This window comes from Leifsonia sp. 466MF (assembly GCF_900100265.1).
Classification (GTDB): domain Bacteria; phylum Actinomycetota; class Actinomycetes; order Actinomycetales; family Microbacteriaceae; genus Leifsonia.
The window spans coordinates 125,244-148,448 of sequence record NZ_LT629696.1; the positions used below are offsets into that span (position 1 = coordinate 125,244).

The following is a 23,205-nucleotide window of genomic DNA, read 5'->3' on the forward strand; positions in this document are numbered from 1 at the left end:
CTGTGGAGAACTCCCGGGGTCCGGCGGGTTCCCCTCTAGAATCATGGATGTGACCGACGCACGACAGCAGCTCATCGACTACATCGCCGCCGAGGCCGTGTTCCACGGCGACTTCACGCTCACCAGCGGCAAGAAGGCGAGCTACTACGTCGACCTGCGCAAGGTGAGCCTCGACCACCGCGTCGCGCCGCTCATCGGCCGCGTCATGATCGACCTCATCCGCGACATCCCGGACGTCTTCGCCGTCGGCGGCATGACCATGGGCGCCGACCCCGTCGCCGCGGCGATCCTCCACCAGGGCGCCGCTCAGGGTCTCACCTACGACGCGTTCGTCGTGCGCAAGGAGCCGAAGGACCACGGCCGCGGCAAGCAGGTCGAGGGCCCCGACCTCGAGGGCAAGCGCGTGATCGTGCTCGAGGACACCTCAACGACCGGCGGTTCCCCGCTCAAGGCCGCGGAGGCGCTGCGCAAGGTCGGCGCCGAGATCGCCGCCGTCGCCGTCGTGGTCGACCGCGACACCGGCGCCCGTGAGGCCATCGAGGCCGCCGGCTACCCCTACTACGCCGCCATCGGCCTGAAGGACCTGGGGCTGGCATAGTGTCCGACGAGCGCGGGCGGGGCGCTGCGGACGACGAACGTCCGTACGAACGACGGGATGCGCCCGAGGTCCCGGCCGAACAGCCGGAGGCGGAGGAGCCCGAGTTCGGCAGCGCCGACTGGCTGCTGCAGCAGCTGACCGGCGGGCGCCACGTCGATCGTCCCGCCGATGCGCCCGAGGCGTCCGATGTTCCGGCAGGCGACGCGGAAGCAGACACGGCGGCGGTGCCGGAAGGTGTCGCTTCTCCTCCTCCGATCGAGGTGGATGCCGTGCCCGCGACTCCGACGTCCTCGCGGGAAGCGGAGGTGCCGACGTCGGACGAGCCGTCGCCATTCGATGAACTACTGGGCAGTGTCATCGAGGAGCCCGAGGTCGTCGAGGAGCAGCCGACGGAGTTCCCGGTCGCGTTCAACTGGAACCTGACTCCGGGAGTCGGCGGCGACCCCCTGGTCGAGCAGGAGGAGGCGTCCCGTCCGGCGGAGGAAGAGACGGCTCCGTTCGCTGCGGCGCCGAGCGAGCCGGTAGCGACGGCGAGCGAGCCGGCGCCGACCGACCCGACGCCGACCACACTCTTCGAACCGCTCGGAGTCGAGACGCCGTCCGACGAACCGGCCGCACCTGCGGAGCCGGTTGCGTCTGCGGAGTCCGCTGCGGCCGCCGAGCCCGAGCCCGAGCCGGAAGCCGATGCCGCGCCTCCACTCGTACCGCCGGTGTTCCGGTCGACGTTCGTAGAGCCGAAGGCACCCAGCTCGGCCGGCATCTTCGCCCCGTTCGCCACGCCCCAGGAGCCGTCGGCGACCGAGCCGTCGCCGGCCGAGTCGTCGGACGACGAGGAGCCGCCCGCCGCCGTCCGTTCCTGGGTGATCGAACCGGCGTTGCCGACGCCCGCGCCCGAACCGGAGAAGCCGCGGACCATCTTCGACGCGCCCGAGATCCCCGCCGACGACGAGGACGAGTCGGGCGAGCAGGAGGGCCACGGCCTTGCCGCGCTGCTCGGCTTCGGAGCGCCCGAGTCCGATGTTCCGTCCGGCCGATCCGTCATCGGTGACACGACGAGCGTCATCCCGATCGACCCGTCCGCGTTCACCCGGCCGCCCGCGCCGACCGAGCCGCCCGCCACGCCCATCGCCGATGCGATCCTCCCCCCGGCCGAGGAGCCGCTCACGGCCTCGTCGTCGTTGTACCAGCCGGTCCTTCCCCCGATCGACGCGGCAGCGCTCTTCGAGCCGCCGGTCGAGACGCCGGAGCAGCAGCAGGATGCGGCGGAGATCGCCGACCTCCTGCGCGCGTCTCACGAGGAGCCGGAACTCGCCGCACCGCCCGCGTCGCCGTCGGCATACGAGCCGCCCGCAGTGTTCGACGCCCCGGACGTCGTCGACACCCCGACGCAGCAGCTCGACACGTCCGAGATCGCCGCGCTGCTGCGCGACGAGCCCGTCGAATCCCTTCCGTCTGCTCCGGCCTTCCCCGCCGCGGAGGCCGAACTGGCGATGGGTGGCCTGCCGTCGCCCGCCACCAGCCCGATCGACGCCGAGAGCATCGCGAGCGCCTCAGAGCCGGAGCCGTTCGCCACGGACCCGTTCGCGCCGGAGCCGTTCGCCACTGAGCCGTCGGCCCCTGAAGCCGCAGACGAAACTGCAGCCGACGACGTCGAGGCGGAGGAGTCCGACGGACTGGCCGAGCTGTTCGGCGACGTGGAAGTGGAACCCGAGACAGGCCCCGCATCGCCGATCGTTGGCGAACCGCTCTCGGAGCCGGGCGACGAGAGCACGGACGAATCGATCGACGAAGCGCCGGAACCCGCGGCCGGAGTCGAGGGTCCGCAGCTCACTGCGACGACACCCTTCGCGTTCACGCAGACCGTCCCTGTCGACACCACCGCAGCCCCGCCCACTGCACCTGAACCGTCCGCTGCCCCGGCGTGGGAGCTTCCCGCCGCCGCGGGCGCCTCGGCCGCAGCCGCCTCCGCTGCGACGGTCGGCACCGGCAGTGCCGCTACCGTTTCCGCGACCACGGCCGACGGCGCAGCAGGCGCCACCGCCGCACCCGCGTCTCCGACCGGTGGCGACTTCTGGAACTCGCGCAACAACCGCATCCTGCTCATGGTCGGGGGCGCCCTGGCCGTCGTGCTGGTGCTCATCGGCCTCTTCGCGATCGGGACACGCATCCCGTCGTGGCTCGGTGCCGCCAAACCCGCGCCGGTGGCGGCCACCGCGTCGGCCTCCGCGAAGCCCAGCGCGACTCCGACCCCGACGCCCACCCCGGTGCCCACCGTGACGCCCAAGCCCGCCGCCGCCGTCGGCGCCGGCACGCACCCGTGGGATGCGCTGGGCGGCGGCGAGTGCATCCAGCCGTTCACGACCGTGTGGGCGGAGGAGTTCACCGTCGTCGACTGCGCCGCACCGCACACCGCGCAGCTCGTCTACACCAACCTGCTCTCCGCCGACCCCGCTGCGCCGTATCCCGGCGCAGACGCCCTCGCGCAGCAGATCCCCGGCCTCTGCACGGCGGGTGGCGTTGTCGATCTGGGTGCCGCAGGCGCCTACCCGGACCTCCAGGTCACGGGCTCGTTCCCGGCCACGGAGCAGCAGTGGAAGGACGGCCAGCGCTCGTACTACTGCTTCGCCACCCGGTCGAGCGGCGAGCCGCTCACCTCGTCGGTCGCCGGTCCCGGCCCCGCCGCCTGACCCGCACCGGTCAGCCCTCCGCGCCTCCGGGCGCCGCCAGGTCGGCCTCATACCGCACGAGCGCGCCCGGCGGGTTGATCCGTCGCGCTGACGCGAGCAGCTCCGCCTCCGTGTCGTGACCGGGGGTCGTCACGTTCAGCACCACCGCGTCACGGGAGGCTCCCACACCGAAGAACCCCTCCGCGTCGAGATCCGCGAGCGCTCCGACCATGGCATCCAGCAGTTCCGCGTTGAGCTCGGAAGAACGCTCGTACGGGCCTCCGAGCGCGTCGAAGAGCGGCTCGACCTCGGCGAACAGCCGGTCGCCGAACAGGTCGTAGGGGGAGTCGTTGACCGCCCAGCGCAGCTCGTCCGCATCCAGCTCCACGCCCTCGGCGCGACACCGTTCGACCGCGCGCTCCAGACCCTCGAGCGAGCACGCCGTCGGAGCCGGTCTGTGGGCGAGCGGCGTCGTCCAGAGGCCGAAGTAGTAGAAGGTCTCCGAGGGGCGTTCGGCACGGAGCGCGGTCCACGCCGAGCGGGCCGCCGCGCGGAGGGCGGAGCGGATGTGCGCGACGTCGTCCACGGTGGAGCTCAGAGTCCGTGCGCCGGGCGGCTCAGAGCTCGGTCTCGATGGGTTCCCGCACGACGAGCTCGTCGACGCCCCGGAGCACCTCGTCCGGCCGGAACGGGTACCGCTCGATCTCGCTGCGGTCGCTGATGCCGGTGAGCACGAGGATGGTGTGCAGCCCGGCCTCGATGCCGGCCACGACATCCGTGTCCATCCGGTCGCCGATCATGGCCGTGTTCTCGGAGTGCGCGCCGATGCGGTTCATCGCCGAGCGGAACATCATCGGGTTCGGCTTGCCGACCACGTACGGGTCGCGGCCGGTCGCCTTGGTGATCATCGCCGTCACCGCGCCTGTGGCGGGCAGCGGACCCTCCGCGCTGGGTCCGGTGGCGTCGGGGTTCGTGGAGATGAACCGCGCGCCCTTGCCGATGAGGCGGATCGCCTTGGTGATCGCGTCGAAGGAGTAGCTGCGCGTCTCGCCGACGACGACGTAGTCCGGGTTCGTATCGGTCATGATGAAGCCGGCCTCGTGAAGGGCCGTGGTGAGCCCGGCCTCGCCGATCACATAGGCGGTGCCGCCGGGCATCTGCGACTTGAGGAAGTCGGCCGTCGCCAGCGCCGACGTCCAGATCGACTCCTCGGGCACGTCGAGGCCGGAGGTGCGCAGCCGTGCCGCCAGGTCGCGCGGCGTGAAGATGGAGTTGTTGGTGAGCACGAGGAACGGGGTGCCCTGGTCGCGCCACTGTTGGATGAGGTCGGACGCTCCGGGCAGGGCCTGGTTCTCGTGGACGAGGACGCCGTCCATGTCGGTGAGCCAGCATTCGATCTCGTCGCGACGCGTCACGTGGGACCCCTTTCACCGGGAAGCGGATGCGTCCAGCTTAGGGGCCGCGCCTCTCTCGCGGTGAGGCGGGCGGCCGCGGTGGATACGCTGAACCTGTGGATGAAACGGCGAACCCGACGCACGAGCTGACGACCAACGGTGTCGGTCCGTGGCAGGGCGAATGGCCGGACGACCCGCGATTCGACGCCGAACTGCTGCGCCACGGCGACACCCGCAACGTGATCGACCGCTACCGGTACTGGACGATGGAGGCGATCGTCGCCGACCTCGACGAGCACCGCCACCCGTTCCATGTGGCCATCGAGAACTGGCAGCACGACATGAACATCGGGTCGATCGTCCGCAGTGCCAACGCCTTCGCCGCTGACACCGTCCACATCATCGGCCGCCGCCGCTGGAACAAGCGAGGCGCCATGGTCACCGACCGCTACCAGCACGTCGTGCACCACGACGATGTCGCCGCTTTGGTGGAGTGGGCGCGCGGTGAAGGCCTTCCCGTGATCGCGATCGACAACGTTCCGGGGTCGGTCCGGATCGAGACGTTCGCGTTTCCGCGGGAGTGCGTCCTGCTGTTCGGACAGGAGGGTCCGGGTCTGTCGCCGGACGCCCTGGCCGCGGCGGATGCGGTGGTCGAGATATCTCAGTTCGGCTCGACGCGCTCCATCAACGCGTCGGCGGCCGCGGCCGTCGCCATGCACGGGTGGATCCGCCAGCACGTCGCTTTCGACTAGCGGTTGATCCGCCGCCAGACGAGCTTGAGCCCCGACCAGTCCTCGTCCACCGCCGCCACTTTCACATCGACGAGTCCGCGCTCGAGTGCGGCGTCGCGGATGAGGTTCTCCGTGATGTCGCTGACATGCCCGGCCGCTTTGCGCGGCCAGGCCGCCCACACCATCCCGTCGGGGCGGATGCGTTCCCCCAGCTCGTCGAGCTCGTTGAGGAACACCGCCGCCTCCCGGTAGAACGCGAGGATGAGTCCACTCGGCGCCTCGTCGGTCCAGTCGACCTCGGGTGCGCCGTCGAGCGGGATGCTCCAGCCGGGATCGGCGTGGAGCACGCTCACGCGCATCCCGGCTTTCAACCCGAGCTTCTTCCAGAGCGGTGTGCCCGAGTAGCCGGCGGGCGTCACCGTCGCCATCCGGCGTCGTCTGAGATGCGCTTGATTGCGGCCGCATCCAGGTCGTACACCGTCTCGCCGTCGTCCGGCGCGGGGGCAGACACCAGATGCGCTCGGATCGGGCCGTCGTCGGGCAGCTGCACCCACGCGAAGCCCGCGCCCCGTACGGCACGCTCCCGCGGTGCCGGCCAGAGCACATCGGTCGTGTTCGCGACCGCGGGCGCGACGACGACGGGGATGCCCGCCGGCCCCGCCTCCGTGAGGAGGCCGTGGTGGTAGTGCCCCGCAAGGATGAGCCGCACATCCCCCTCGCTGAGCGTGTCCAGCAGCGGCTGGGAGTCGACGAGCCGAAGCGACTCGAACAGCACGGTCGTCGGCGTCACGGGCGGGTGATGGAGGACGACGATGGTCCCGCTCTCGGACGGCGTGGCGAGCAGGTCGCGGAGGCGGTCGAGCTGTGCCTCCTCGACGCGGCCGTACCCGGCGAGCGGCACGCTCGTGTCGACCGTCACCACACGGAAGCCGCGCACGGTCGTCTCGGTCTCGCGCGCGCCGAGCACCTCCTCGAACCCGTCGGGGAGGTCGTGGTTGCCCATCGCGTAGACGACAGCCGCACCGCGCTCGGCCGCCCACGGCTCGAGCGTCGCCTTCAGCTTCCGGTACGACGCCGCCGAGCCGTCGTCGGACAGGTCTCCCGACGCGACGATGAGGTCGACCGCCTCGAGCGACGACGCACGCGCCAGCACGCGATCGAGCGCGGCCAGTGTGTCCACGATGCCGTAGTGCAGCCGGCCGTCGCCGTACAGATGCGTGTCGGAGAGGTGGAGGATGCGCAGCGTATCGGTCACGCCGCCACCCTAGCGCCGGCCACCGTCGCCGGACGCCGTCGCCTGCGCCGCCGCGCGGGCACCGTCACGTCACTCGGTGTCGAGCGCTTCGATGATGGAGTCGACCGCCGTCACCAGGTTGTGCAGCGCCTGGCGCTCGATCGAGTCCTCCGGCAGCTTCTGGATGTCGTAGCTGGCGGCGCTCGCCGCCTGCCGGGCTTGCGCGATCGCTGCCTGGACTTCGAGATCGGCCATGTCGTCCTCCTCGGTTGCGGGTGCTGTCTGCCGCCACCCTAGTGCGGGCGGCGGCCCGACCACCAGAGGTGCGCTGCCCCTCCCGGTCCGCCTACCCGATGAGCGACGGGCGCAGGTCGCGCAGCGTCCGGAAGTGCGTCATCCTCGTCACGCCGATCGCCGCGATGAGCAGCGCGATCAGCATCCACAGCGCGAGCACTCCCGCGTCCGCCCAGGCCGTCGCCGGATTGCCGCCGTACATCAGCTGGCGGATGCCGTCGACCGCGTACGACATCGGCAGCACGTGGTGCAGCGACGCCAGCGGGCCGGGGAGGGTCTGCCAGGGGAACGTGCCGCCCGCGGTGACGAGCTGGAGCACCATCAGCACGAGGCCGAGGAACTGCCCGACGCTGCCGAGCCAGACATTGAGCGCGAGGATGATCGCCGCGAACGTGACGGATGCCAGACCCATCAGCCCGTACATCCCGACCGGGTTGTCGATGCGGAACCCGAGCGCGCCGGAGACGATCGCGAACAGCCCGATCATCTGGATCGCCCCGAGGAGGCCAGGGGTGAGCCAGCCCGCGAGGGTGATCTTGACGGGCGAGTGCAGCGCGGTGATCGCCCGTCGCGACACGGGCTTGACGATGAGGAACAGCGCGTAGATGCCGATCCACGCGGCCAGGGCGACGAAGAACGGAGCGAGGCCGGCACCGTACGTGCCCGCGGAGGTGATCGAGTCGTTCTTCAGGTTCACCGGGTCGGCGATGGTGGACGCCTGCTTCTTCTGCAGGCTCGGGGAGTTGTCCGGGATGCGGTCGACTCCCTGCTTCAGCCCGTCGCGCAGCTGCGTTGTGCCGTCGTGCAGGGTCGTCAGCCCGTCGCGCAGCTGGGCGGCCCCGCTCGCGGCGGTCGAGGCGCCGGAGGCCAGCTGGGAGGCGCCGGAGGCGGCCTGCTGCGAGCCGGACGCGACCTGCGACGCCCCGCCGGCGACCTGGTCGGCGCCCGCGGAGAGCTGGTTGATCTGACCGACGGCGCCCTGGATCTGCGCGTTGCCGGATTGCACCTTCGTGTCGAGGTCGCCGAGCACCGCCTTCACCTCGGCGAGCTGCGCCTCGGTGGCCCCTGCTGCGGTCAGCCGGTTCAGGAGGTCCTGCTGGGCGGCGGGCGCTTCCGCGGCGATCTGGGCTGCCGCGGCGCCCGCCTCGTTCGCCTTCGCGGCGAGCTGCTGGTTGCCCGCGGCCACTTGGGCCGCGCCGTCGCTCACCTGCTGGGCGCCGGACGCCAGCTCTCCGAGCTTGCTCGCCAGCTCCTGAGAGCCGGAGGCGAGCTGCGACGTGCCGTCGGCGAGCTGCGAGGCCCCCGACTGCGCCGTGGCGCTGCCGTCGACCAGCTGGTTCGCGCCGTCGACGGCCGTGACCAGGTTGGAGCGGATGTCGGCGAGCCCGACGAGGAACTGCTTGGCCGCCTGCTCGTTCACCTGCTTGACGATCGACGTGCGGATCTTCTCCGCCGCCTGCGTGCCGATCGTGGAGGCGAGGTAGCTGTTCGTGTCATTGGTCGTCAGCGTGACGACCGCGCGATGCGGGCTGGTGCCGGAGGCGGAGGCCAGTGCGGACGAGAAGTCCTTCGGGAAGGTGATGCTGAAGTCGTACTTCGAGTCGTCGACCCCGCTCGCGGCGGAGCTCTTCTCCACGCGGTGCCACTGGAACGAGCCGTCCTCGATGAGCTGGTCGGCCACGTCGTCGCCGTAATTGACGGTCTTACCGTCGACGGTCGTGCCCGCGTCATCCACCACGATGGCCGCCGGGATGCGGTCCAGGTTCGCGTACGGGTTCTGGTTGGCCCACAGGTAGAGGCCTCCGTACAGGACGGGGACGCACATCAGTGCGATGAGCGCCACGATCGACATCGGGCTGGCGGTGAGACGGCGGAACTCCGCCGCGATCATCTGCGGGATCTTCATGCGCCTTCTTCATTCGGCTGGGTCACGATCAGGTCCGGGAGATCGTCGGTGTCATCCCGGCCGGGGTCTTCGTCAAAGGTGTTCGGTCCGGTCTCGTCCATTCGGGAGACCAACGAAGCGGCGGCGATGGCCGCGGCGGAGGCGTCGCCGGCGACGATGAGCACGGCGATGTCGCGGCCGGCCAGCTCGCGGGCGAACCGCCACCATTCGACCGGGTCGCCTCCGTGCCGGTCGGGGGAGACGATGACCAGCGCATCCACACCCTTCCGGAGCAGTGCGAGCTCGGCCATCAGCCGGATGCGCACGGTCGGCGGCACGGTGCCGATCGAGGAGCGCGCCCACTCGGAGGCGCCGAGCTCCTTCAGGCAGCGGGACACCGCCACAGGATGCGACGCGCGCCCGGCGAACATCAGCTCCTCGGCGACGATGCCGGCGACGGTCACGTCGGAGGCCGGCTCGGAGACGTCGGGGGCGTCGATGAGCGCGATCCGCCGGCGCATCGCCGCGTAGTCGGTGCTGCCGTCGATGGTGATGCTGCCGGCGTCCGGCCGCATCCGCCCGGAGGCGATCAGCCCCAGGACGGTCGGCCGCTGTTCCGTCTCGGCGCGGGCGAGGGACGCGCGACCGGTCTCGAACGTCGCGGACGTCGGCGGGAGGGCCGCTCCCTTGGTGACCTGATCGAGCACGACCTTCATCGCTGCGCACCTCCGTCGTTCGTCTCGGCGGGCGTGAACGCCAGCTCGGGGGTGGAGGCGATCAGCTCGCCGGCCTCGCGCCAGCTCATCCCTGCTGCGCCGAGCCCCGCCAGCATGACCAGGCGATGGCCGGCTTCGGGGCTGAGGCGGGCGCGGGTGGCCTCGTCGAGCACCGAGACGGCGGCGTTCTCGATGAGGCGCGTCGTGGTCTCGCGGTCGAGGTCTGTGCGGATGCGGCCCGACTCCATCCCGCGCCGGACGGTGTCGCGGAGGCGCTCGCGCGCGGGGTCGAGGGCGGTGCCGACCATCTCGCGGTGCGGGCCGCGGACGGCGAGTGCCGCGCTGACGCGGACATGTTCGACCTCGGCCCAGAGGGTCGCGCCGAACAGCGCGATCTCGACGAGGGGGTCGGGATGCGACACCGGGTCGAGCAGGGCGGCGAGCCGACGTGCGCCGCGGGTGAACACCTCGACCAGCAGTTCGTCGCGGGTGGCGAAGTGCCCGTAGACGGCGCGGCGGCTGAGGCCGGCGCGTGCGGCGATGTTCTCGAGCGACGCGTCGATGTCCTCATTGAGGGCGATGGCGGCGGCTCCGAGGATGGCCTCGCGGTTCGCCGTGGCGTCGCGTCGCGGTGCGCGGGTGGAGGGGGTGGGCATGCATCCAGTGTACGCCCTTCTTGCACAGTTGTGTGCAACTTTACGGGTCGCGATAGGATCGAGTGCGACGGTCGTCCGCGTGGCGCCGACGTGTTCCAACCACCGAGAGGACGTGAAACGTGCCCGCGATCGTGATCATCGGCGCCCAGTGGGGTGACGAAGGCAAAGGCAAGGCGACCGACGTCCTCGGCAGCCGGATCGACTACGTCGTCAAGTTCAACGGCGGCAACAACGCCGGGCACACGGTCGTCGTCGGCGACGAGAAGTACGCCCTGCACCTCCTCCCCTCCGGCATCCTGACCGAGGGTGTCACGCCTGTCATCGCGAACGGTGTCGTCGTCGACATCGAGGTGCTGTTCGAGGAGCTCGACGCCCTGATTGCCCGCGGCGTCGACGTCTCCCGCCTCAAGGTCAGCTCGAACGCGCACGTGATCACCTCGTACCACCGCACCATCGACAAGGTGACGGAGCGCTTCCTCGGCAAGCGGCAGATCGGCACCACCGGTCGCGGCATCGGCCCGACGTACGCGGACAAGATCAACCGCGTCGGCATCCGCATCCAGGACATCTTCGACGAGAACATCCTGCGGCAGAAGGTCGAGGGCGCCCTCGACCAGAAGAACCACCTGCTGGTGAAGGTCTACAACCGCCGCGCGATCACGGTCGACGAGGTCGTCGAGCAGCTGCTCGAGTACGCCGAGCGCCTGCGCTCGATGGTCGTCGACAGCTCCCTCCTGCTCAACCAGGCGCTGGACGAGGGCAAGTACGTGCTCTTCGAGGGCGGCCAGGCGACGATGCTGGATGTCGACCACGGCACCTACCCGTTCGTCACCTCCTCCAACTCCACCGCCGGCGGCGCTGCGACCGGCTCGGGAATCGGCCCCAACCGGATCGACCGCGTCATCGGCATCGTCAAGGCGTACACCACGCGCGTCGGCGCCGGTCCGTTCCCGACCGAGCTGTTCGACGAGTGGGGCGAGTTCCTGCGCGAGCGCGGCTTCGAGTTCGGCACCACCACGGGCCGTCCGCGCCGCACCGGCTGGTACGACGCCCCTGTCGCCCGCTACACCGCGCGCGTCAACGGGGTGACCGACTTCGTGCTCACCAAGCTGGACACGCTCACCGGCATCGACCGCATCCCGGTCGCGGTCGCCTACGACGTCGACGGCGTGCGCCACGACGAGGTGCCCGCCTCGCAGAGCGACTTCCACCACGCGAAGCCGATCTACGAGGAGTTCCCCGGCTGGACCGAGGACATCAGCGGCGCCCGCACGTTCGAGGATCTCCCGAAGAACGCGCAGGACTACGTGCTCGCCCTGGAGCGCCTCTCGGGCGCCCGCATCTCCGCGATCGGCGTCGGCCCGGCCCGCGACCAGATCGTGGTGCGCCACGACCTGATCGACTGAGTCAGGCGCGGGCCGCGACGCCCGTCAGAACCAGGTGCTCAACCGCGGCGGGACGGCCGTGCGGAAGACGCGGTCCAGCGCATCCACGTCGCCCTGGATGCGGCCGGCCAGGCCGAGCCCGCGCGCCAGGCTGTGCCCGAGGTAGACGCTGCCGAGGGATGCGACCGGCAGGGTGACTTCGGCAGCGTCGTCGGTCGGGGAGACCTCGGCGCGTCCGTCCGTCACGGTGAGCCGGAAGCGGCCGGCGGCGAGGCCCAGGTCGTCCGTCACGTCGAGGACGAGGGAGCCGTCGCGTTCGTACGTCCGCGCCTGCAGGGCTGCGGGGACGTCGAGGATGCGCACCCAGAGGTGGTCCTCGAGGTCGGTGACCCGCGCGCCGCGGATGTCGGAGACCAGGGTAGGAAGGGGCTCGTCGACCCCGCGGGTCCACACCTTCACCGTGGCGACCAGGTCGAGGTCGAGCAGGTAGCGCCAGAGGGCGGTGAGTGCCTCATCCGTCGCGGCCGCCAGGTGATTCACCTCGACGGTGTGGCGCGTGAAGTCGTCGTCGCCCTTGACCACGTACGAGACGAAGCCCTCGGGCTCGCCCGACGGGGAGTCGTAGCGCACGAGGCGGTACTTGTCGGCGTCGGGGCTGCCCTTGAGCGGACCGATCAGGCGGTGGGCCAGGTACGGCTCCAGCCCGATCTCGCCGGGTCGGCCGGCCATCACGGCGTCGAGCACGCGCTCGCCGGTCTCGCGATACTCCTCCGGGTCGGTGAACGAAAGGCGGCCCGGCGTCTCGCCGCCCGCCCAGCGCACGCGCTTGGTGTCCACGTTCCAGGCGGTAGCGAACGTCGCGGGGCCGAATCCCCATCGCCCGTAGATGACCGACTCGGAAACGGTGAGGATGGCAAGCGGCACGCCGAGAGCATGTGCCGCGCGCAGCTCCCCGCCCAGCAGCGCACGGGCGATGCCGCGCCGGCGGTGGGTGGGCGCGACGGTGACCGAGCTGATCGCCCAGGCGCCGACGCGCTGGCCGCCCGGGACGGTGAGCGGTGCGACCCAGGAGTTCACGGTGCCGACCGGCTCGCGGGAGGGGATGGCGTCGTCGTAGACGCCGGTGGTGCGGCGGCGGCCCAGGTAGCCGCGCGCCTCCTCCAGCACCTCGTCCTTCGGACGTTCGCTGTGGAAGCCGCGGAAGTCGGCGCGGATCCAGCCGTCGAACGCGGCGGGGTCGGAGGTGTCGACGAGGGTCAGGCGGAGTCCGCCCGCCGCGAGGTCGTTCTCGGAGGTCGGATCGATGGGCTGGGTGAGGTAGTCCATCCCTTCACCGTATCGGGCCGGCCGTGACATCGGCAGGTCTGCGGTCGGCTAGCGTTGAGGCATGAAGGTGCGCGGTCTCATCCAGAGCAGCGAGACGCAGGAGCTGACGGCGGAGGCGGACGACGCGCAGTCGGCCCGTGCGCTCATCGAGGAGCAGGTCCCCGAGGGGTTCGACCTGCTGCAGGTGCACAACGCCATGCCCCGCGGCGGTCGTGTGATCGCGAAGGCGATCATCCGCGAGGCCGCCATCGAGGAGATCGAGGCGGAGGGCGCCGATTACGCCGCCGCTCGGGACGCGCTGCGCGCCCGAGTGCCGTCCACGCACCGCCTCCTCTCGATCGTCCCCTTCGACTGACGCCCTCGCCCCCTCAGCCCCACCGTCGAGTCCGCGAATTTTGCACGCTCGCGGGCTCCGAAGCGTGCAAAGTTTGCGGACTCGACGGGGGCGGTAGCGGCTCAGAGGGGGAAGGGCTGCTCGGCGGCTCGCTCGAAGAGCGGCCAGAGGGCGGCGCCGAGGCGCGGCGAACGGGATGCGCGCGTCGCCGGCGCGTGCACCGGTGCGCCCTTCGTCCACAGCGCGGGCCCCAGGTAGTCGCCGCCGCCGATCGACGGGTCGAGCACCGCGCGGACGGGCGCGTGCGCGCCCTCGTCCTTGCCCTGCGTCCACGCCGCCTGCAGGTTGTCGGCGAACCGCTTCAGCCGTGACGGCTGATTGACGCCGCGGATTCCGGGCGTCCGCCCCGAGGTCGAGTAGCCGGGATGCACCACGATGCTCTGCACGTCCGATCCTGCCGCGCGCAGCCGGCGATCGAGCTCGAACCCGAACACCTGCGCCGCGATCTTCGAGCCCGCGTAGGCCCGCCACGCGGTGTACGAGCGCTCCAGCTGGAGGTCGTCGACACGCACGCGGCCGAGCCGCGATGCCAGCGAACCCAGCGTGACGATGCGCGATCCGGGGGTCCGCTGCAGAGCCGGGATGCTACGTGCGACCAGGCGGAAGTGTCCGAGCACATTCGTGGCCAGCACCAGCTCGTTGCCGTACTCGTCGGTCTGCCGGGTACGCGGCGGGTGGACGATCCCCGCGTTCAGCACCAGCGCATCCACCCGCTCGTAGGCGAGGAGGGCGTCCGCCGCTGCGTCGATCGACCGCCGGTCCGTCACATCCAGCGGCAGCGCCTCGACGCGGGCACCGGGCACGCGGCGGCGGATGGCCGACACCGCCGCTTCCGCGCGTTCCGGGTCGCGGCAGCCGAGCACCACCCGGGCGCCGGCCGTCGCCAGCTGCTCCGCGGTGAAGTAGCCGACGCCCGCGTTCGCACCGGTGATGACGACCGTGCGTCCGTGGGCGTCCGGCAGGGCGGATGCGTCCCAGCCCATGCGCTATCTGCCGTTCTCGCCGGCGATGCGCTCGTGGTGGTGGATGACCTCCGCGATGATGAATGTGAGGAACTTCTCCGCGAAGGCGGGGTCGAGGTGACTCTCCTCGGCCAGCGCACGGAGACGCTGGATCTGCTCCTTCTCGCGCTCCGGGTCGGCCGCCGGGAGCCCGTGCTCGGCCTTCAGCGCACCCACCTGTTGCGTGAACTTGAATCGCTCCGCGAGCATGTGGATGACCGCGGCGTCGATGTTGTCGATGCTCTGCCGGATGCTGTGCAGCTGCTCAAGCGCAGCCGCCACGTCGCTGTTTTCGGGCATGCTTCGACCCTACTGGGTCACAGACTGGCGGATGGCTCCGCGAGCACCCGCGTGAGAACCGGCCGCGTGGCCCGCAGGGCCGCCCACACGAGCAGCACACCGGCGGCGAGGCACGCCGCCACCGTCACCAGCGTGAGCGGGGACAGCAGGAGGCTCATCCCGGTGAGCGGCAGCACCACGACGGCCGCCGTGACCGCCGACCCGATCGCGGTCACCCGTAGGGGCGACAGGATGGCGCGGCTGCGCGCGGCGTTCATCTCGGCGACGGGCATCCCGATCCGGTCGAGGCTCACGTAGAGGTCGCGGCGGTCGAGGATGGCGGCCGCCTGGTTCACGCCGGCCGAGCACGCGACCATCAGGAACGACGCGATGACGGTGATGAGCACGCCGGTGCGGATGTCCGCGACCAGCAGCCGCGACTGCGGGTCGCCCGAGTCGCCCGCCGCATCCATCAGGGCGACGCCGACGCCGGCGAACACGGCCATGAAGCTGGTCATCGCGACACCGGATACCTGTCGCCACGCGGCCTTGGGCGATTCGAGCACCGCCCGAGCAGCCAGCAGGCGCCGGGCGGTCCGCGCCCGACGGGCCTGCCCGGAGGCGACCAGCCGCAGCACCCACGGGCCGATGAGGTTCAGAACGGCGATGCTCCCGCCGAACCCGACGGCGAGGACGACCATCACGATCCCTATATCGGCCACGGCCCGCAGCGCGGTCATGGCGACGGCGACGACGGCCACCACTCCGACCGTGATCAGGACGCGCACCCAGTGCACTCGCGGCGCCTGTTGCCGCGTGCGCACGCCGAGGGGAGACAGGATGACGCCGCGCAGCCCGACGACGGCGCTCACCGCGGCCAGAGCCCCGATACCGGCAACCGCGACCGCCACCCACAGCGGGGACAGCAGGATGGACATCCCGAGCGGCTCGCCGCGGAACGGGATGAGCGCCACCAGGGGCGACACGAGCAGCGCCATCAGGGCACCGGCGATCGCCCCGACGAGCGCGAGCACGGTCGACTCGATGACCGTCAGTGCGGTCACCAGCGCGGGCGTCGCGCCGAGCAGCCGAAGGCTGGCCAGCCGGTCGTCCCTCCGTCGGGCCGAGAGCCGTGCTGCGGAGCCGCCGAGCGCGACGAGCGGCACCACCAGCAGGGAGAGGGCGATGACCGCGAGCACCTGGTAGAGGCCGGCGATGTCGTCCGTCCAGGAGAAGAACGCCTGCGCTCCACCCGCGACGATCAGCAGCAGCGCCGTCACGACGGCGAAGGCTACGACCGGCAGGATCACGGTGGAGCGGGCGGAGACACTGCGTCGGCCGAAGAGCCACGCGAGCCGCAGGGTCGTCATCGGGCGTTCACCTCGTCCACGATGCGCCCGTCGGCGAGGCGGAGGACGCGCGAGCACCGTGCGGCGACGGTCTCGTCGTGCGTGACGACGACGAGCGACCGGCCGCGGTCCGTCGTCGAGCGGATGAGCGCATCCATCACCTCGGCGGACGTCTGTGAGTCGAGGGCGCCGGTCGGCTCGTCGGCGAACACGACGGCGGCTCCGGTGGTCTGTGCGCGGGCGATCGCCACGCGCTGCGCCTGACCGCCCGAGAGCTGGCCGATGCGGCGCGTCTCGTACCCGGCGAGGCCGATGGCCGCGAGCCACATCGCGGCCGTCTGCTCTGCGGCGCGGCGATCCGTCCCGGTCAGCATCAGGGGAAGGGCGACGTTTTCGATCGCCGTGAGCTCGGGCAGGAGCAGCCCCTGCTGGAACACGAAACCGAACGCTTCGCGCCGCAGTCGCGAACGACCGGCCTCATCCAGCGTCGTGATCTCGAGCGGGCCGGTCGCGGTCGCCAGCGACACCGATCCGCTGTCGGGCGTGATGATGCCGGCCAGGCAGTGCAGCAGCGTGGTCTTACCCGATCCGGACGCGCCCATGATGGCGACCGACTCGCCGGGAGTGACTCGGAAGTCGACGCCGGCGAGCGCGACGGAGGGGCCGTAGGACTTGGTGAGCGCGGTGGCGACGATGGCCGGGGGTGCTGCAGCGGGAACTGAGGTCATGCCTCCAGCCTGGCCGCGGGACGGAAAGCAGGCATCGGCCGGGAGGCCCATCGCTGCACGGGCGGGTCATCCGGAGGATGTCATCCCGCGGTACCACGTCAGCCTGCGGCGACCCGGCCGACCTTCTCCGTCTTGTCCCAGCGTGCCTCCGCGCCCGCGAGCTCCTTGAGGTACGAGTCGAACGTGATCGCGCACAGCAGGGAGCCGTATCCGGCCAGGTAGATCAGCGCGGGCGACAGCCAGCGGCCGGCGCGGACCTTCTCCGCCTTGCGAGCGAGCCAGGCGACGACCATGGAGAACGGGATCCAGATGTAGATCGCGAGTGTGATGGTGAACAGGGCCGGCTCGCTCAGCGTCACGCCGAACAGCCCGGGCAGCCACACCAGCATGACCGGCGGGAAGAGCGCGGTGATCATCACGAGCATGTTGATGATGCCGGGGAACAGCAGGACGTGGCCCAGCTCGTGCCTGGTCGACCTCCCGTCGGTCTGTGCTCCCAGGATGAGCACGAAGAGGTAGGCGAGCGCGGCCGAGATCCACAGGATGCGGAACACCGTCGTGGCGACGCCGTCCTGGAGGAACAGCAGACCGGCGAGCCCGATCGACGACAGGATCATGATGAGGGGGAGCAGCCAGAGGCTGAACCAGACGATGCCGAAGCTGATGCCGCCCAGGTGGTGGAGGCGGGACGGGCGGAACCACACCTTGGAGTACCGCGCGGTGACGGTGACGTTGCCGCGCGCCCAGCGGAGACGCTGCTTCCACAGGGCGTCGACAGCGCGGGGCTCCTCGGCGAGCACGTGCGCGTGCGGTTCGAAGACGACCTTCTTGCCGAGCAGCTGCGTCTCGAACGTCGTGATCGTGTCCTCCGCCAGCGACGACGTGTCGATGCGGCCGCCGATCGCGAGCAGGTTCTCGCGGGTGTGCAGCTGCGCGCCGCCGGCGAGGCACGCCTGTGCGCCCAGCACGTTCTGCGCCCGGCGGGCCGCCGGCTGCGAGAGCACGTACTCGACGCTGATGAACTTGGTCAGGTAGTTGCGGTCGCTGCTGCCCTCGCTGATGTACGCCGACACGGCGCCCACATCGGGGTCGGCCAGGTGCCGGGTCATGCGCCGCAGCGACTCGGGGGTGTAGATGACGTCGGCGTCCATGATGAGGAGCGCCTCCATCCAGTCGTCCTCCAGCACCTTCGCGATGCCGTGGTTGAGCGTGTGCGCCTTGCCCTGGCCGCCCTGCTCCCGGCGGAGCAGGTGGACGTTGCCCGGGTACAGCTCTGCGCGCCCCCGGACGACCTCGGGGGTGTCGTCGGTGCTCGCGTCGTCGACCACGTAGATGCGCAGGGCGTCGCGCGGGTAGTCCAGTTTCATCAGCCGGTCGATGGATGCGCCGATGACCGCTCCCTCGTTCCACGCCGGCACGACGATCGCCACGCGCGGGAGGTAGGGGGCGGCCTTCTTGTAGTGGTTGATCCAGGCGTGGAAGGGGATGACGACGAAGGTCGCTGCCGCGGCGACGACCGGGATGAGCCCGGTGAGCGCGAGGATGAGGCACACGACGACGCCGATCGTGTGCAGCACGCTGAGAATGTCCAACCCCAAGACCTCCCTGTTCTACCCAGACCCTATCGCCCCTGCCTCGCGCGGCCGCGAGCCGCAGAGCGGGTGGCGCGGCGGCGTGTTCGCGATGGGAAAGGCACGCGGCCGTGCGGGACGTTGATCGGGCTCCGGTCGCTCGTTAGGGTGAGTCGAGTCGAGTCGAGTCGAGTCGGTCCGGGTTTCGGGTGCAGAGGGCCGGCCTCAGGGGGGCGTCATCCAGTCATGAGCGGTGCGACGACGCTTCGGCCGACGGACGAAGCCCTGCTCCGCGTCACGACGCTCGACGAGAGCGACCGCCCGGTGCGTCTTCTGACGGACGACTGGAAGCTGGTCGACGAACTCGACGTCGCCGTCGAGCGGGCGCGCTCGCCGTTGCGTCGCGCATCGATTACCGCGCGCCTCGGCGACGCGGCGGTCATTCTCATGGCGTTGGCCGCCTGCATCATCGTCGGCATTTCGGCCGTTCCGAACCCAGCGAAACGGCCGATCATCGTCGCCGTTTTCGTGCTGGCGGCGGGTATTGAACTAGTCCGCCTGGAGTATCCGGGCTACCGCAACAAGCGGGCACGGATGCGGGGGGCGAGCATCGCGCGTCCGGTCTACTTCGCGGGCGGTTCGCCCTACTCCCGCCGCCGGCTCGTGCTCGGTCGGCGTTGCCTCTTCCTGATCTCGGAAGACGGTCGCATCTCCCAACTCCCGTGGAGCGACATCTCGGTGGTCGGGCTGGATTTCCGCATGTCCGGAGCCGTGATGGTGATGGCGGTGGACGGTCGATTTCTCCCGCTGGCGACCTCCGGGCGCGTCGGCGGTGCGCTATCGCTGGTGTGGGGCGGAAATTGGTGGGGTCGGCACGAGCAGTTCCGGACGTCGCTGAAGGACGACCTGGAACGCACCGGCGTACCCGTCGCCGTCATCGACTGGTCGGCTGTCGCGATCTGAGCCTTGCCTGGCCGCACACGACGACGGGCCCCGGTCGCCCGGGGCCCGTCGTTCCGTCATGCTGCGCTACTTGCGCGTGCCCGGCAACGTCCCGCCCGCGGCGAGGCGCATGAGGTCGGAGCCGAGGTCGATGCCCAGCTCGTTTCCGCCGGCCGAGCCGAACTCGTGCTGGTAGCTGTCCCACGACGTGTCCGTGATCTTGGACTCGACCTCGGACTCCATGAGCACGACCAGTTCGCGGGCGGCGCGGTCGATGCGCTTGCCGAGGGCCTTGTCCTGCCAGTCCTCGGTCGATGCGAACACCGAGGTCGGCGTCGTCATGGTCCGGAGGAACGCGAACAGCGATCGCATCTCGCCGTCGACGACGAGCGCGTGGCGGGCGGTGCCCGCGGTCGCGCCGAGCACGACAGGCTTGGCGATCAGCAGGTCGTTGTCGAGCACCTGGAAGAACGAGGTGAACAGCCCGCTCGGTCCCGCCTTGTACACCGGGGCGGTCGCGATGATGCCGTCGGCCGACTTCAGCGCCTCGATCGCCTTGGTGAACTTCGGCCCCAGGTGCCCGGACGCCAGGGCGGCGCCCAGCTCCGGCAGGAGTTCGCGCAGGTCGAGGTTGAGCGTCTCGACCGTGCGGCCGTCGCGCTGGGCGGCCGCCTCCACGCGCAGGGCGAGGCGGTCGGCGAGCATCTTGGTGGACGACGGGTCGCTGACGCCCGCGTTCACCACGACGACGCGGAACGGCCGCAGGTCTGATGTGTTCATGGTCTGTCCTTGTCTCGATCGATGGTCGGTGGATGCCGCCGGGCGTCAGAGCGCCGGGTAGCTCACCTCGACCTGCTCGTCGGTGTCCTGGTAGGGGGACGCGCCGGTGACGTTGTCGCCGCGGTTCGCGTTCGGGCGCGGCTGGCGCGGGTCCGCGTCGCCGTACTTCGCCTTCACGAGGGACGCGTGGGTGGGGGCGTCCGGCGTCTCCGGGTCCTTGCGCGCCTCGGTCTCCTTGCGGAGGACGGGGATGACGTGCTCGCCGAGCAGGTCCAGCTGCTCGAGGACCGTCTTGAGCGGCAGGCCGGCGTGGTCCATCAGGAACAGCTGGCGCTGGTAGTCGCCCGCCCACTCGCGGAACGTCAGCGTCTTGTCGATGACCTCCTGTGGGCTGCCGACGGTCAGCGGGGTCGCATCCGTGAACTCCTCCATCGTCGGCCCGTTGCCGTAGACCGGGGCCTCGTTGAAGTAGGGGCGGAACTGGTTCTTCGCGTCCTGCGAGTTCTTCGCGATGAAGGCCTGGCCGCCGAGTCCGACGATCGCCTCCTTCGCGGTGCCGTGGCCGTAGTGCTCGAAGCGCTCACGGTAGAACGCGATCAGACGCTGGAAGTGCTCCTTCGGCCAGAAGATGTTGTTGGCGAAGAACCCGTTGCCGTAGAACGCGGCCTGCTCGGCGATCTCGGGGGTGCGGATGCTGGCGTGCCAGACGAACGGCGGCACGTCGTCGAGGGGGCGCGGCGTGGAGGTGAAGCCCTGCAGCGGCGTGCGGAAGCGTCCCTCCCAGTCGACGACGTCCTCGCGCCACAGGCGGTGCAGGAGGTTGTAGTTCTCGAGCGCGAGCGGCAGGCTCTGGCGGATGTCCTGGCCGAACCACGGGTACACCGGGCCGGTGTTCCCACGCCCGACCATGAGGTCCATGCGGCCCTTCGACAGGTGCTGGAGCATCGCGTACTCCTCGGCGATGCGCACCGGGTCGTTGGTGGTGATCAGGGTGGTGGATGTGGTGACCGTGAGCCGCTCGGTGAGAGCGGCGATGTGGGCCAGCAGGGTGGTGGGCGACGAGGAGAAGAACGGCGGGTTGTGGTGCTCGCCGATGGCGAAGACGTCCAGCCCGACCTCCTCCGCGTGCTTCGCGATCTTCACGATCGCGTCGATGCGCTCCGCCTCGCTCGGCGTCTCACCGGACACGGGGTCGCGGGTGATGTCGCTGACGGAGAAGATTCCGTACTGCATGACTGGCTCCTCAGGTTTGTTCTCGCCGTTTCTATGCAAACGCATACAACGCGACAGGGGGCGAGGTATTCCCATCCTGGCGCGCGCGGTCGCATGGGGGTAGGCCGGCGGTGTGAAACCGCAGGTCAGAGGGCTTGCGGATCGAGGTTGAGCGACTGATTCTCGAGCAGGTTGAGGCTGCCGTCGTACGCGCGACCGCTCGGGTTCAGCCAGAGCAGGTCCTGCGACGTGATGCCGAACCGCTGCGCGACGCCGTCGAACGTGTCCCCGGCCGCAACGACATAGCGCGCGGGAGCGCCGGAGGGGGTCGTCTCCGGGACGCTGCCTGCCGCACCCGCACGCGCACCGCCGTCGACGGGATGGACGTTGGTCGCCCGCTCGGGGATCGACCAGCGGACCGTGTTCACCGCGAGCACCTTGTCCGGGCCGAGCTCGACGGGCACGCCGTCGGGCGACGCGACGGACGAGTAGGTCACCAGGGCGCCGAGGTACGACGGGTTGCCGATGTAGCCCAGCGGGACCGTCGAGGCGGCGGCCGCGCCGGCCGTGGGTCCGCCGAGGGCGTGGTCGGCGACGCCATGCCAGGTGAGGCCGTCCCCGACCTGCGGCGGAACGTCGATCAACGTGACAGAGACAGGTACCGGGACGCTCGAGGTGAAGCCGCTGTATTGGATCGAGTACGTGTTGTCGCCGTTCGACACGATCCGGTAGTGGAAGTGGATGCTGCCCTTAGGCGACGCGACACTCGCCTCGGCGACGGTGGTGCCCGACGGGACCGGAGTGAGTGTCGGTGGCGGAGGCGGCGGTGTCGTCGGCGTCGGCGTCGCGCTGGGCGTCGGCGTCGGCGACGCGGAGTGCGTCGGCTTCGGCTTCGCCGTCGTGTGCCGCGCCACCGGCTTCGCCTGCGCGCCTCCGTCAAAGAGCGCGCAGCCGGACAGTGCGATGGCGAGCGCGACGAGCATCCCCGCGGCCGCAGCGGTGCGGACGCGCCTGTTCGTTCTGTACATGGTTCCCCCCTCGGGGAACGCTACCAAATACCGGCTGGCCGGATCTCATCCATCCGTGTCCGATTCCCGCGCGCGCCGGGTCGGCGGCACCCGCTAGCGTCGACAGGGTGAAGGTCGCTCTGCAGTTCGTCGCCATGGGTCTCGTGTGGGGCGCCAGCTTCCTCTTCATGAAGGTGGCGCTCGAGGGCGTGAGCTTCGGGCAGGTCGCGTGGGCGCGGCTCGTGTTCGGGGCACTGACTCTGGGCGTCATCGCGCTGATCATGCGCGTGCGGTTGCCGCGCGAGCCGATCGTCTGGGTTCACTTCGCGGTCGTCGCGGTCACCTACTGCGTCATCCCGTTCCTCCTGTTCGCCTGGGCCGAGCAGTACGTCTCCTCGAGCCTCGCGAGCATCTACAACGCCGTCACGCCGATCACGACGGCGATCCTCGTCACCGCCGCGTTCCGGGTCGAGAAGCTCAACCGCGACCAGGTGCTCGGCGTGCTGATCGGTGTCGTCGGTGTCGTCGTGGTGGTCGGGCCCTGGGCGGTGGACGCGCTGGCCGGCAGCCTCTGGGGCCAGTTCGCCTGCCTCGGGGCGGTCACGTGCTACGGGTTCAGCTTCGGCTACATCCGTAAGTTCATCAGCCCGCGAGCGGTGTCCGCGACGACGAGCGCGTTCATGAACATCGGGTTGGCGGCGGTCATCATGATCCTTCTGACGCCCGTGGTGGCGTGGCACCCGATCACATTCAGCTGGCCGGTGCTGCTCTCCCTCCTGGCGCTCGGCGCCCTCGGGACGGGCGTCGTCTACATCTGGAACATGAACGTGCTGCGCGCGTGGGGTCCGACCGCGACGTCGGGTGTCACCTACGTGACGCCGGTGGTCGGGGTGGCCCTCGGCATCCTCGTGCTCGGCGAGCACCTGACGTGGAACGAACCGGTGGGCGCCGTGATCGTGTTCGCGGGCATCCTGCTCACCCAGCAGCGCGTCCGGCTGTTCACCCGGCGTCAGGCCGAGCTGGCCGCCCAGGAGGCCGCGGCGCGGAGCTGAGTCCC

The 23,205-nt window shown here is 70.6% G+C and carries 24 protein-coding genes; 7 read left to right on the forward strand and 17 right to left on the reverse strand.

What is annotated here, in order from left to right; translation table 11 throughout:
- Window positions 1-43 precede the first annotated feature (43 nt).
- Window positions 44-598, forward strand: a complete 555-nt coding sequence (pyrE, locus tag BLR91_RS00630; protein WP_089878297.1) for an orotate phosphoribosyltransferase — start codon at window positions 44-46, stop codon at window positions 596-598.
- Window positions 598-3,285 carry a hypothetical protein gene (locus tag BLR91_RS00635; protein ID WP_089878294.1) on the forward strand — a complete coding sequence of 896 codons (2,688 nt, stop codon included), beginning with the start codon at window positions 598-600 and terminating at the stop codon, window positions 3,283-3,285. The genes pyrE and BLR91_RS00635 overlap by 1 nt, the downstream gene beginning before the upstream one ends.
- Before the next feature lie 10 nt (window positions 3,286-3,295).
- Here BLR91_RS00635 and BLR91_RS00640 read toward each other — a convergent pair whose 3' ends face one another.
- Both BLR91_RS00640 and BLR91_RS00645 read right to left on the reverse strand, forming a co-directional pair.
- Entirely contained in the window at window positions 3,296-3,850 is a 555-nt protein-coding gene (locus BLR91_RS00640; RefSeq protein ID WP_089878292.1) for a DUF4303 domain-containing protein, read from the reverse strand.
- 31 nt (window positions 3,851-3,881) lie between these two features.
- Window positions 3,882-4,679, reverse strand: a complete 798-nt coding sequence (locus tag BLR91_RS00645) for an HAD-IIA family hydrolase (protein ID WP_018192399.1) — start codon at window positions 4,677-4,679, stop codon at window positions 3,882-3,884.
- Window positions 4,680-4,774: 95 nt separating this feature from the next.
- Between BLR91_RS00645 and BLR91_RS00650 the strand changes: the two genes are divergently transcribed.
- A complete protein-coding gene (locus BLR91_RS00650) occupies window positions 4,775-5,410 on the forward strand; it encodes a TrmH family RNA methyltransferase (protein ID WP_089878288.1) in 636 nt (211 codons plus the stop codon).
- On the opposite strand, the gene BLR91_RS00655 is transcribed toward BLR91_RS00650, so the two are convergent.
- The 6 genes from BLR91_RS00655 to BLR91_RS00675 form a co-directional block, all read right to left on the reverse strand.
- Entirely contained in the window at window positions 5,407-5,817 is a 411-nt protein-coding gene (locus tag BLR91_RS00655; protein ID WP_089878285.1) for a DUF3052 family protein, read from the reverse strand. The two genes, BLR91_RS00650 and BLR91_RS00655, sit on opposite strands and share 4 nt — an antisense overlap.
- Window positions 5,805-6,644, reverse strand: a complete 840-nt coding sequence (locus BLR91_RS00660) for a metallophosphoesterase family protein (RefSeq protein WP_089878282.1) — start codon at window positions 6,642-6,644, stop codon at window positions 5,805-5,807. The genes BLR91_RS00655 and BLR91_RS00660 overlap by 13 nt, the downstream gene beginning before the upstream one ends.
- Before the next feature lie 69 nt (window positions 6,645-6,713).
- Entirely contained in the window at window positions 6,714-6,878 is a 165-nt protein-coding gene (locus BLR91_RS20090; RefSeq protein WP_018192395.1) for a hypothetical protein, read from the reverse strand.
- Between the two features lie 91 nt (window positions 6,879-6,969).
- A complete protein-coding gene (locus BLR91_RS00665) occupies window positions 6,970-8,823 on the reverse strand; it encodes a YhgE/Pip domain-containing protein (protein ID WP_089878280.1) in 1,854 nt (617 codons plus the stop codon).
- A complete protein-coding gene (locus tag BLR91_RS00670) occupies window positions 8,820-9,518 on the reverse strand; it encodes a hypothetical protein (RefSeq protein WP_089878278.1) in 699 nt (232 codons plus the stop codon). Before BLR91_RS00670 ends, BLR91_RS00665 begins: the two co-directional genes overlap by 4 nt.
- Window positions 9,515-10,174, reverse strand: coding sequence for a TetR/AcrR family transcriptional regulator (locus BLR91_RS00675; RefSeq protein ID WP_018192392.1), 660 nt, complete (start codon window positions 10,172-10,174; stop codon window positions 9,515-9,517). The genes BLR91_RS00670 and BLR91_RS00675 overlap by 4 nt, the downstream gene beginning before the upstream one ends.
- Window positions 10,175-10,293: 119 nt before the next feature.
- Here BLR91_RS00675 and BLR91_RS00680 point away from each other — a divergent pair, with 119 nt between their 5' ends.
- Window positions 10,294-11,580: an adenylosuccinate synthase gene (locus BLR91_RS00680; protein ID WP_089878275.1), complete on the forward strand. Its 1,287-nt coding sequence runs from the start codon at window positions 10,294-10,296 to the stop codon at window positions 11,578-11,580.
- Between the two features lie 24 nt (window positions 11,581-11,604).
- Here the strand turns inward: BLR91_RS00680 and BLR91_RS00685 are convergent, their stop codons facing one another.
- Window positions 11,605-12,885: a GNAT family N-acetyltransferase gene (locus BLR91_RS00685; protein ID WP_089878271.1), complete on the reverse strand. Its 1,281-nt coding sequence runs from the start codon at window positions 12,883-12,885 to the stop codon at window positions 11,605-11,607.
- Between the two features lie 61 nt (window positions 12,886-12,946).
- On the opposite strand from BLR91_RS00685, the gene BLR91_RS00690 reads away from it, so the two are divergent.
- Window positions 12,947-13,240: a hypothetical protein gene (locus tag BLR91_RS00690; protein ID WP_018192388.1), complete on the forward strand. Its 294-nt coding sequence runs from the start codon at window positions 12,947-12,949 to the stop codon at window positions 13,238-13,240.
- 101 nt (window positions 13,241-13,341) lie between these two features.
- On the opposite strand, the gene BLR91_RS00695 is transcribed toward BLR91_RS00690, so the two are convergent.
- The 5 genes from BLR91_RS00695 to BLR91_RS00715 all read right to left on the reverse strand — a co-directional run bounded on the left by BLR91_RS00695 (window position 13,342) and on the right by BLR91_RS00715 (window position 18,213).
- Window positions 13,342-14,262, reverse strand: coding sequence for an SDR family NAD(P)-dependent oxidoreductase (locus BLR91_RS00695; RefSeq protein WP_089878268.1), 921 nt, complete (start codon window positions 14,260-14,262; stop codon window positions 13,342-13,344).
- Between the two features lie 3 nt (window positions 14,263-14,265).
- Window positions 14,266-14,580, reverse strand: coding sequence for a chorismate mutase (locus tag BLR91_RS00700; RefSeq protein ID WP_018192386.1), 315 nt, complete (start codon window positions 14,578-14,580; stop codon window positions 14,266-14,268).
- Window positions 14,581-14,597: 17 nt separating this feature from the next.
- Entirely contained in the window at window positions 14,598-15,929 is a 1,332-nt protein-coding gene (locus tag BLR91_RS00705) for a permease (protein ID WP_089878265.1), read from the reverse strand.
- Window positions 15,926-16,636, reverse strand: coding sequence for an ABC transporter ATP-binding protein (locus BLR91_RS00710; RefSeq protein WP_089878262.1), 711 nt, complete (start codon window positions 16,634-16,636; stop codon window positions 15,926-15,928). The genes BLR91_RS00705 and BLR91_RS00710 overlap by 4 nt, the downstream gene beginning before the upstream one ends.
- 98 nt (window positions 16,637-16,734) lie before the next feature.
- Window positions 16,735-18,213: a glycosyltransferase family 2 protein gene (locus BLR91_RS00715; RefSeq protein WP_089881647.1), complete on the reverse strand. Its 1,479-nt coding sequence runs from the start codon at window positions 18,211-18,213 to the stop codon at window positions 16,735-16,737.
- A gap of 240 nt (window positions 18,214-18,453) precedes the next feature.
- Between BLR91_RS00715 and BLR91_RS00720 the strand changes: the two genes are divergently transcribed.
- Complete coding sequence (locus BLR91_RS00720; protein ID WP_089878258.1) at window positions 18,454-19,170, forward strand: hypothetical protein; 717 nt, start codon at window positions 18,454-18,456, stop codon at window positions 19,168-19,170.
- Between the two features lie 66 nt (window positions 19,171-19,236).
- Here BLR91_RS00720 and BLR91_RS00725 read toward each other — a convergent pair whose 3' ends face one another.
- The 3 genes from BLR91_RS00725 to BLR91_RS00735 all read right to left on the reverse strand — a co-directional run bounded on the left by BLR91_RS00725 (window position 19,237) and on the right by BLR91_RS00735 (window position 22,169).
- Window positions 19,237-19,929, reverse strand: a complete 693-nt coding sequence (locus tag BLR91_RS00725; RefSeq protein ID WP_089878255.1) for a CE1759 family FMN reductase — start codon at window positions 19,927-19,929, stop codon at window positions 19,237-19,239.
- 45 nt (window positions 19,930-19,974) lie between these two features.
- Window positions 19,975-21,162, reverse strand: coding sequence for an LLM class flavin-dependent oxidoreductase (locus tag BLR91_RS00730; RefSeq protein ID WP_018192380.1), 1,188 nt, complete (start codon window positions 21,160-21,162; stop codon window positions 19,975-19,977).
- A gap of 125 nt (window positions 21,163-21,287) precedes the next feature.
- The gene (locus tag BLR91_RS00735) at window positions 21,288-22,169 is read right to left on the reverse strand and encodes a LysM peptidoglycan-binding domain-containing protein (protein ID WP_231918772.1); all 882 of its coding nucleotides are present in this window, start codon (window positions 22,167-22,169) and stop codon (window positions 21,288-21,290) included.
- Window positions 22,170-22,276: 107 nt separating this feature from the next.
- Here BLR91_RS00735 and BLR91_RS00740 point away from each other — a divergent pair, with 107 nt between their 5' ends.
- On the forward strand, window positions 22,277-23,200 hold the full coding sequence (locus BLR91_RS00740) for a DMT family transporter (RefSeq protein ID WP_089878249.1): 924 nt from the start codon (window positions 22,277-22,279) through the stop codon (window positions 23,198-23,200).
- Window positions 23,201-23,205 lie beyond the last annotated feature (5 nt).

Coding starts and splice junctions, on each gene's coding strand:
- pyrE (WP_089878297.1), top strand. CDS start 44: ATGGATGTGACCGACGCACGACAGCAGCTCATCGACTACATCGCCGCC.
- BLR91_RS00655 (WP_089878285.1), bottom strand. CDS start 5,817: ATGGCGACGGTGACGCCCGCCGGCTACTCGGGCACACCGCTCTGGAAG.
- BLR91_RS20090 (WP_018192395.1), bottom strand. CDS start 6,878: ATGGCCGATCTCGAAGTCCAGGCAGCGATCGCGCAAGCCCGGCAGGCG.
- BLR91_RS00665 (WP_089878280.1), bottom strand. CDS start 8,823: ATGAAGATCCCGCAGATGATCGCGGCGGAGTTCCGCCGTCTCACCGCC.
- BLR91_RS00670 (WP_089878278.1), bottom strand. CDS start 9,518: ATGAAGGTCGTGCTCGATCAGGTCACCAAGGGAGCGGCCCTCCCGCCG.
- BLR91_RS00675 (WP_018192392.1), bottom strand. CDS start 10,174: ATGCCCACCCCCTCCACCCGCGCACCGCGACGCGACGCCACGGCGAAC.
- BLR91_RS00685 (WP_089878271.1), bottom strand. CDS start 12,885: ATGGACTACCTCACCCAGCCCATCGATCCGACCTCCGAGAACGACCTC.
- BLR91_RS00690 (WP_018192388.1), top strand. CDS start 12,947: ATGAAGGTGCGCGGTCTCATCCAGAGCAGCGAGACGCAGGAGCTGACG.
- BLR91_RS00695 (WP_089878268.1), bottom strand. CDS start 14,262: ATGGGCTGGGACGCATCCGCCCTGCCGGACGCCCACGGACGCACGGTC.
- BLR91_RS00700 (WP_018192386.1), bottom strand. CDS start 14,580: ATGCCCGAAAACAGCGACGTGGCGGCTGCGCTTGAGCAGCTGCACAGC.
- BLR91_RS00705 (WP_089878265.1), bottom strand. CDS start 15,929: ATGACGACCCTGCGGCTCGCGTGGCTCTTCGGCCGACGCAGTGTCTCC.
- BLR91_RS00710 (WP_089878262.1), bottom strand. CDS start 16,636: ATGACCTCAGTTCCCGCTGCAGCACCCCCGGCCATCGTCGCCACCGCG.
- BLR91_RS00720 (WP_089878258.1), top strand. CDS start 18,454: ATGAGCGGTGCGACGACGCTTCGGCCGACGGACGAAGCCCTGCTCCGC.
- BLR91_RS00725 (WP_089878255.1), bottom strand. CDS start 19,929: ATGAACACATCAGACCTGCGGCCGTTCCGCGTCGTCGTGGTGAACGCG.
- BLR91_RS00730 (WP_018192380.1), bottom strand. CDS start 21,162: ATGCAGTACGGAATCTTCTCCGTCAGCGACATCACCCGCGACCCCGTG.
- BLR91_RS00735 (WP_231918772.1), bottom strand. CDS start 22,169: ATGTACAGAACGAACAGGCGCGTCCGCACCGCTGCGGCCGCGGGGATG.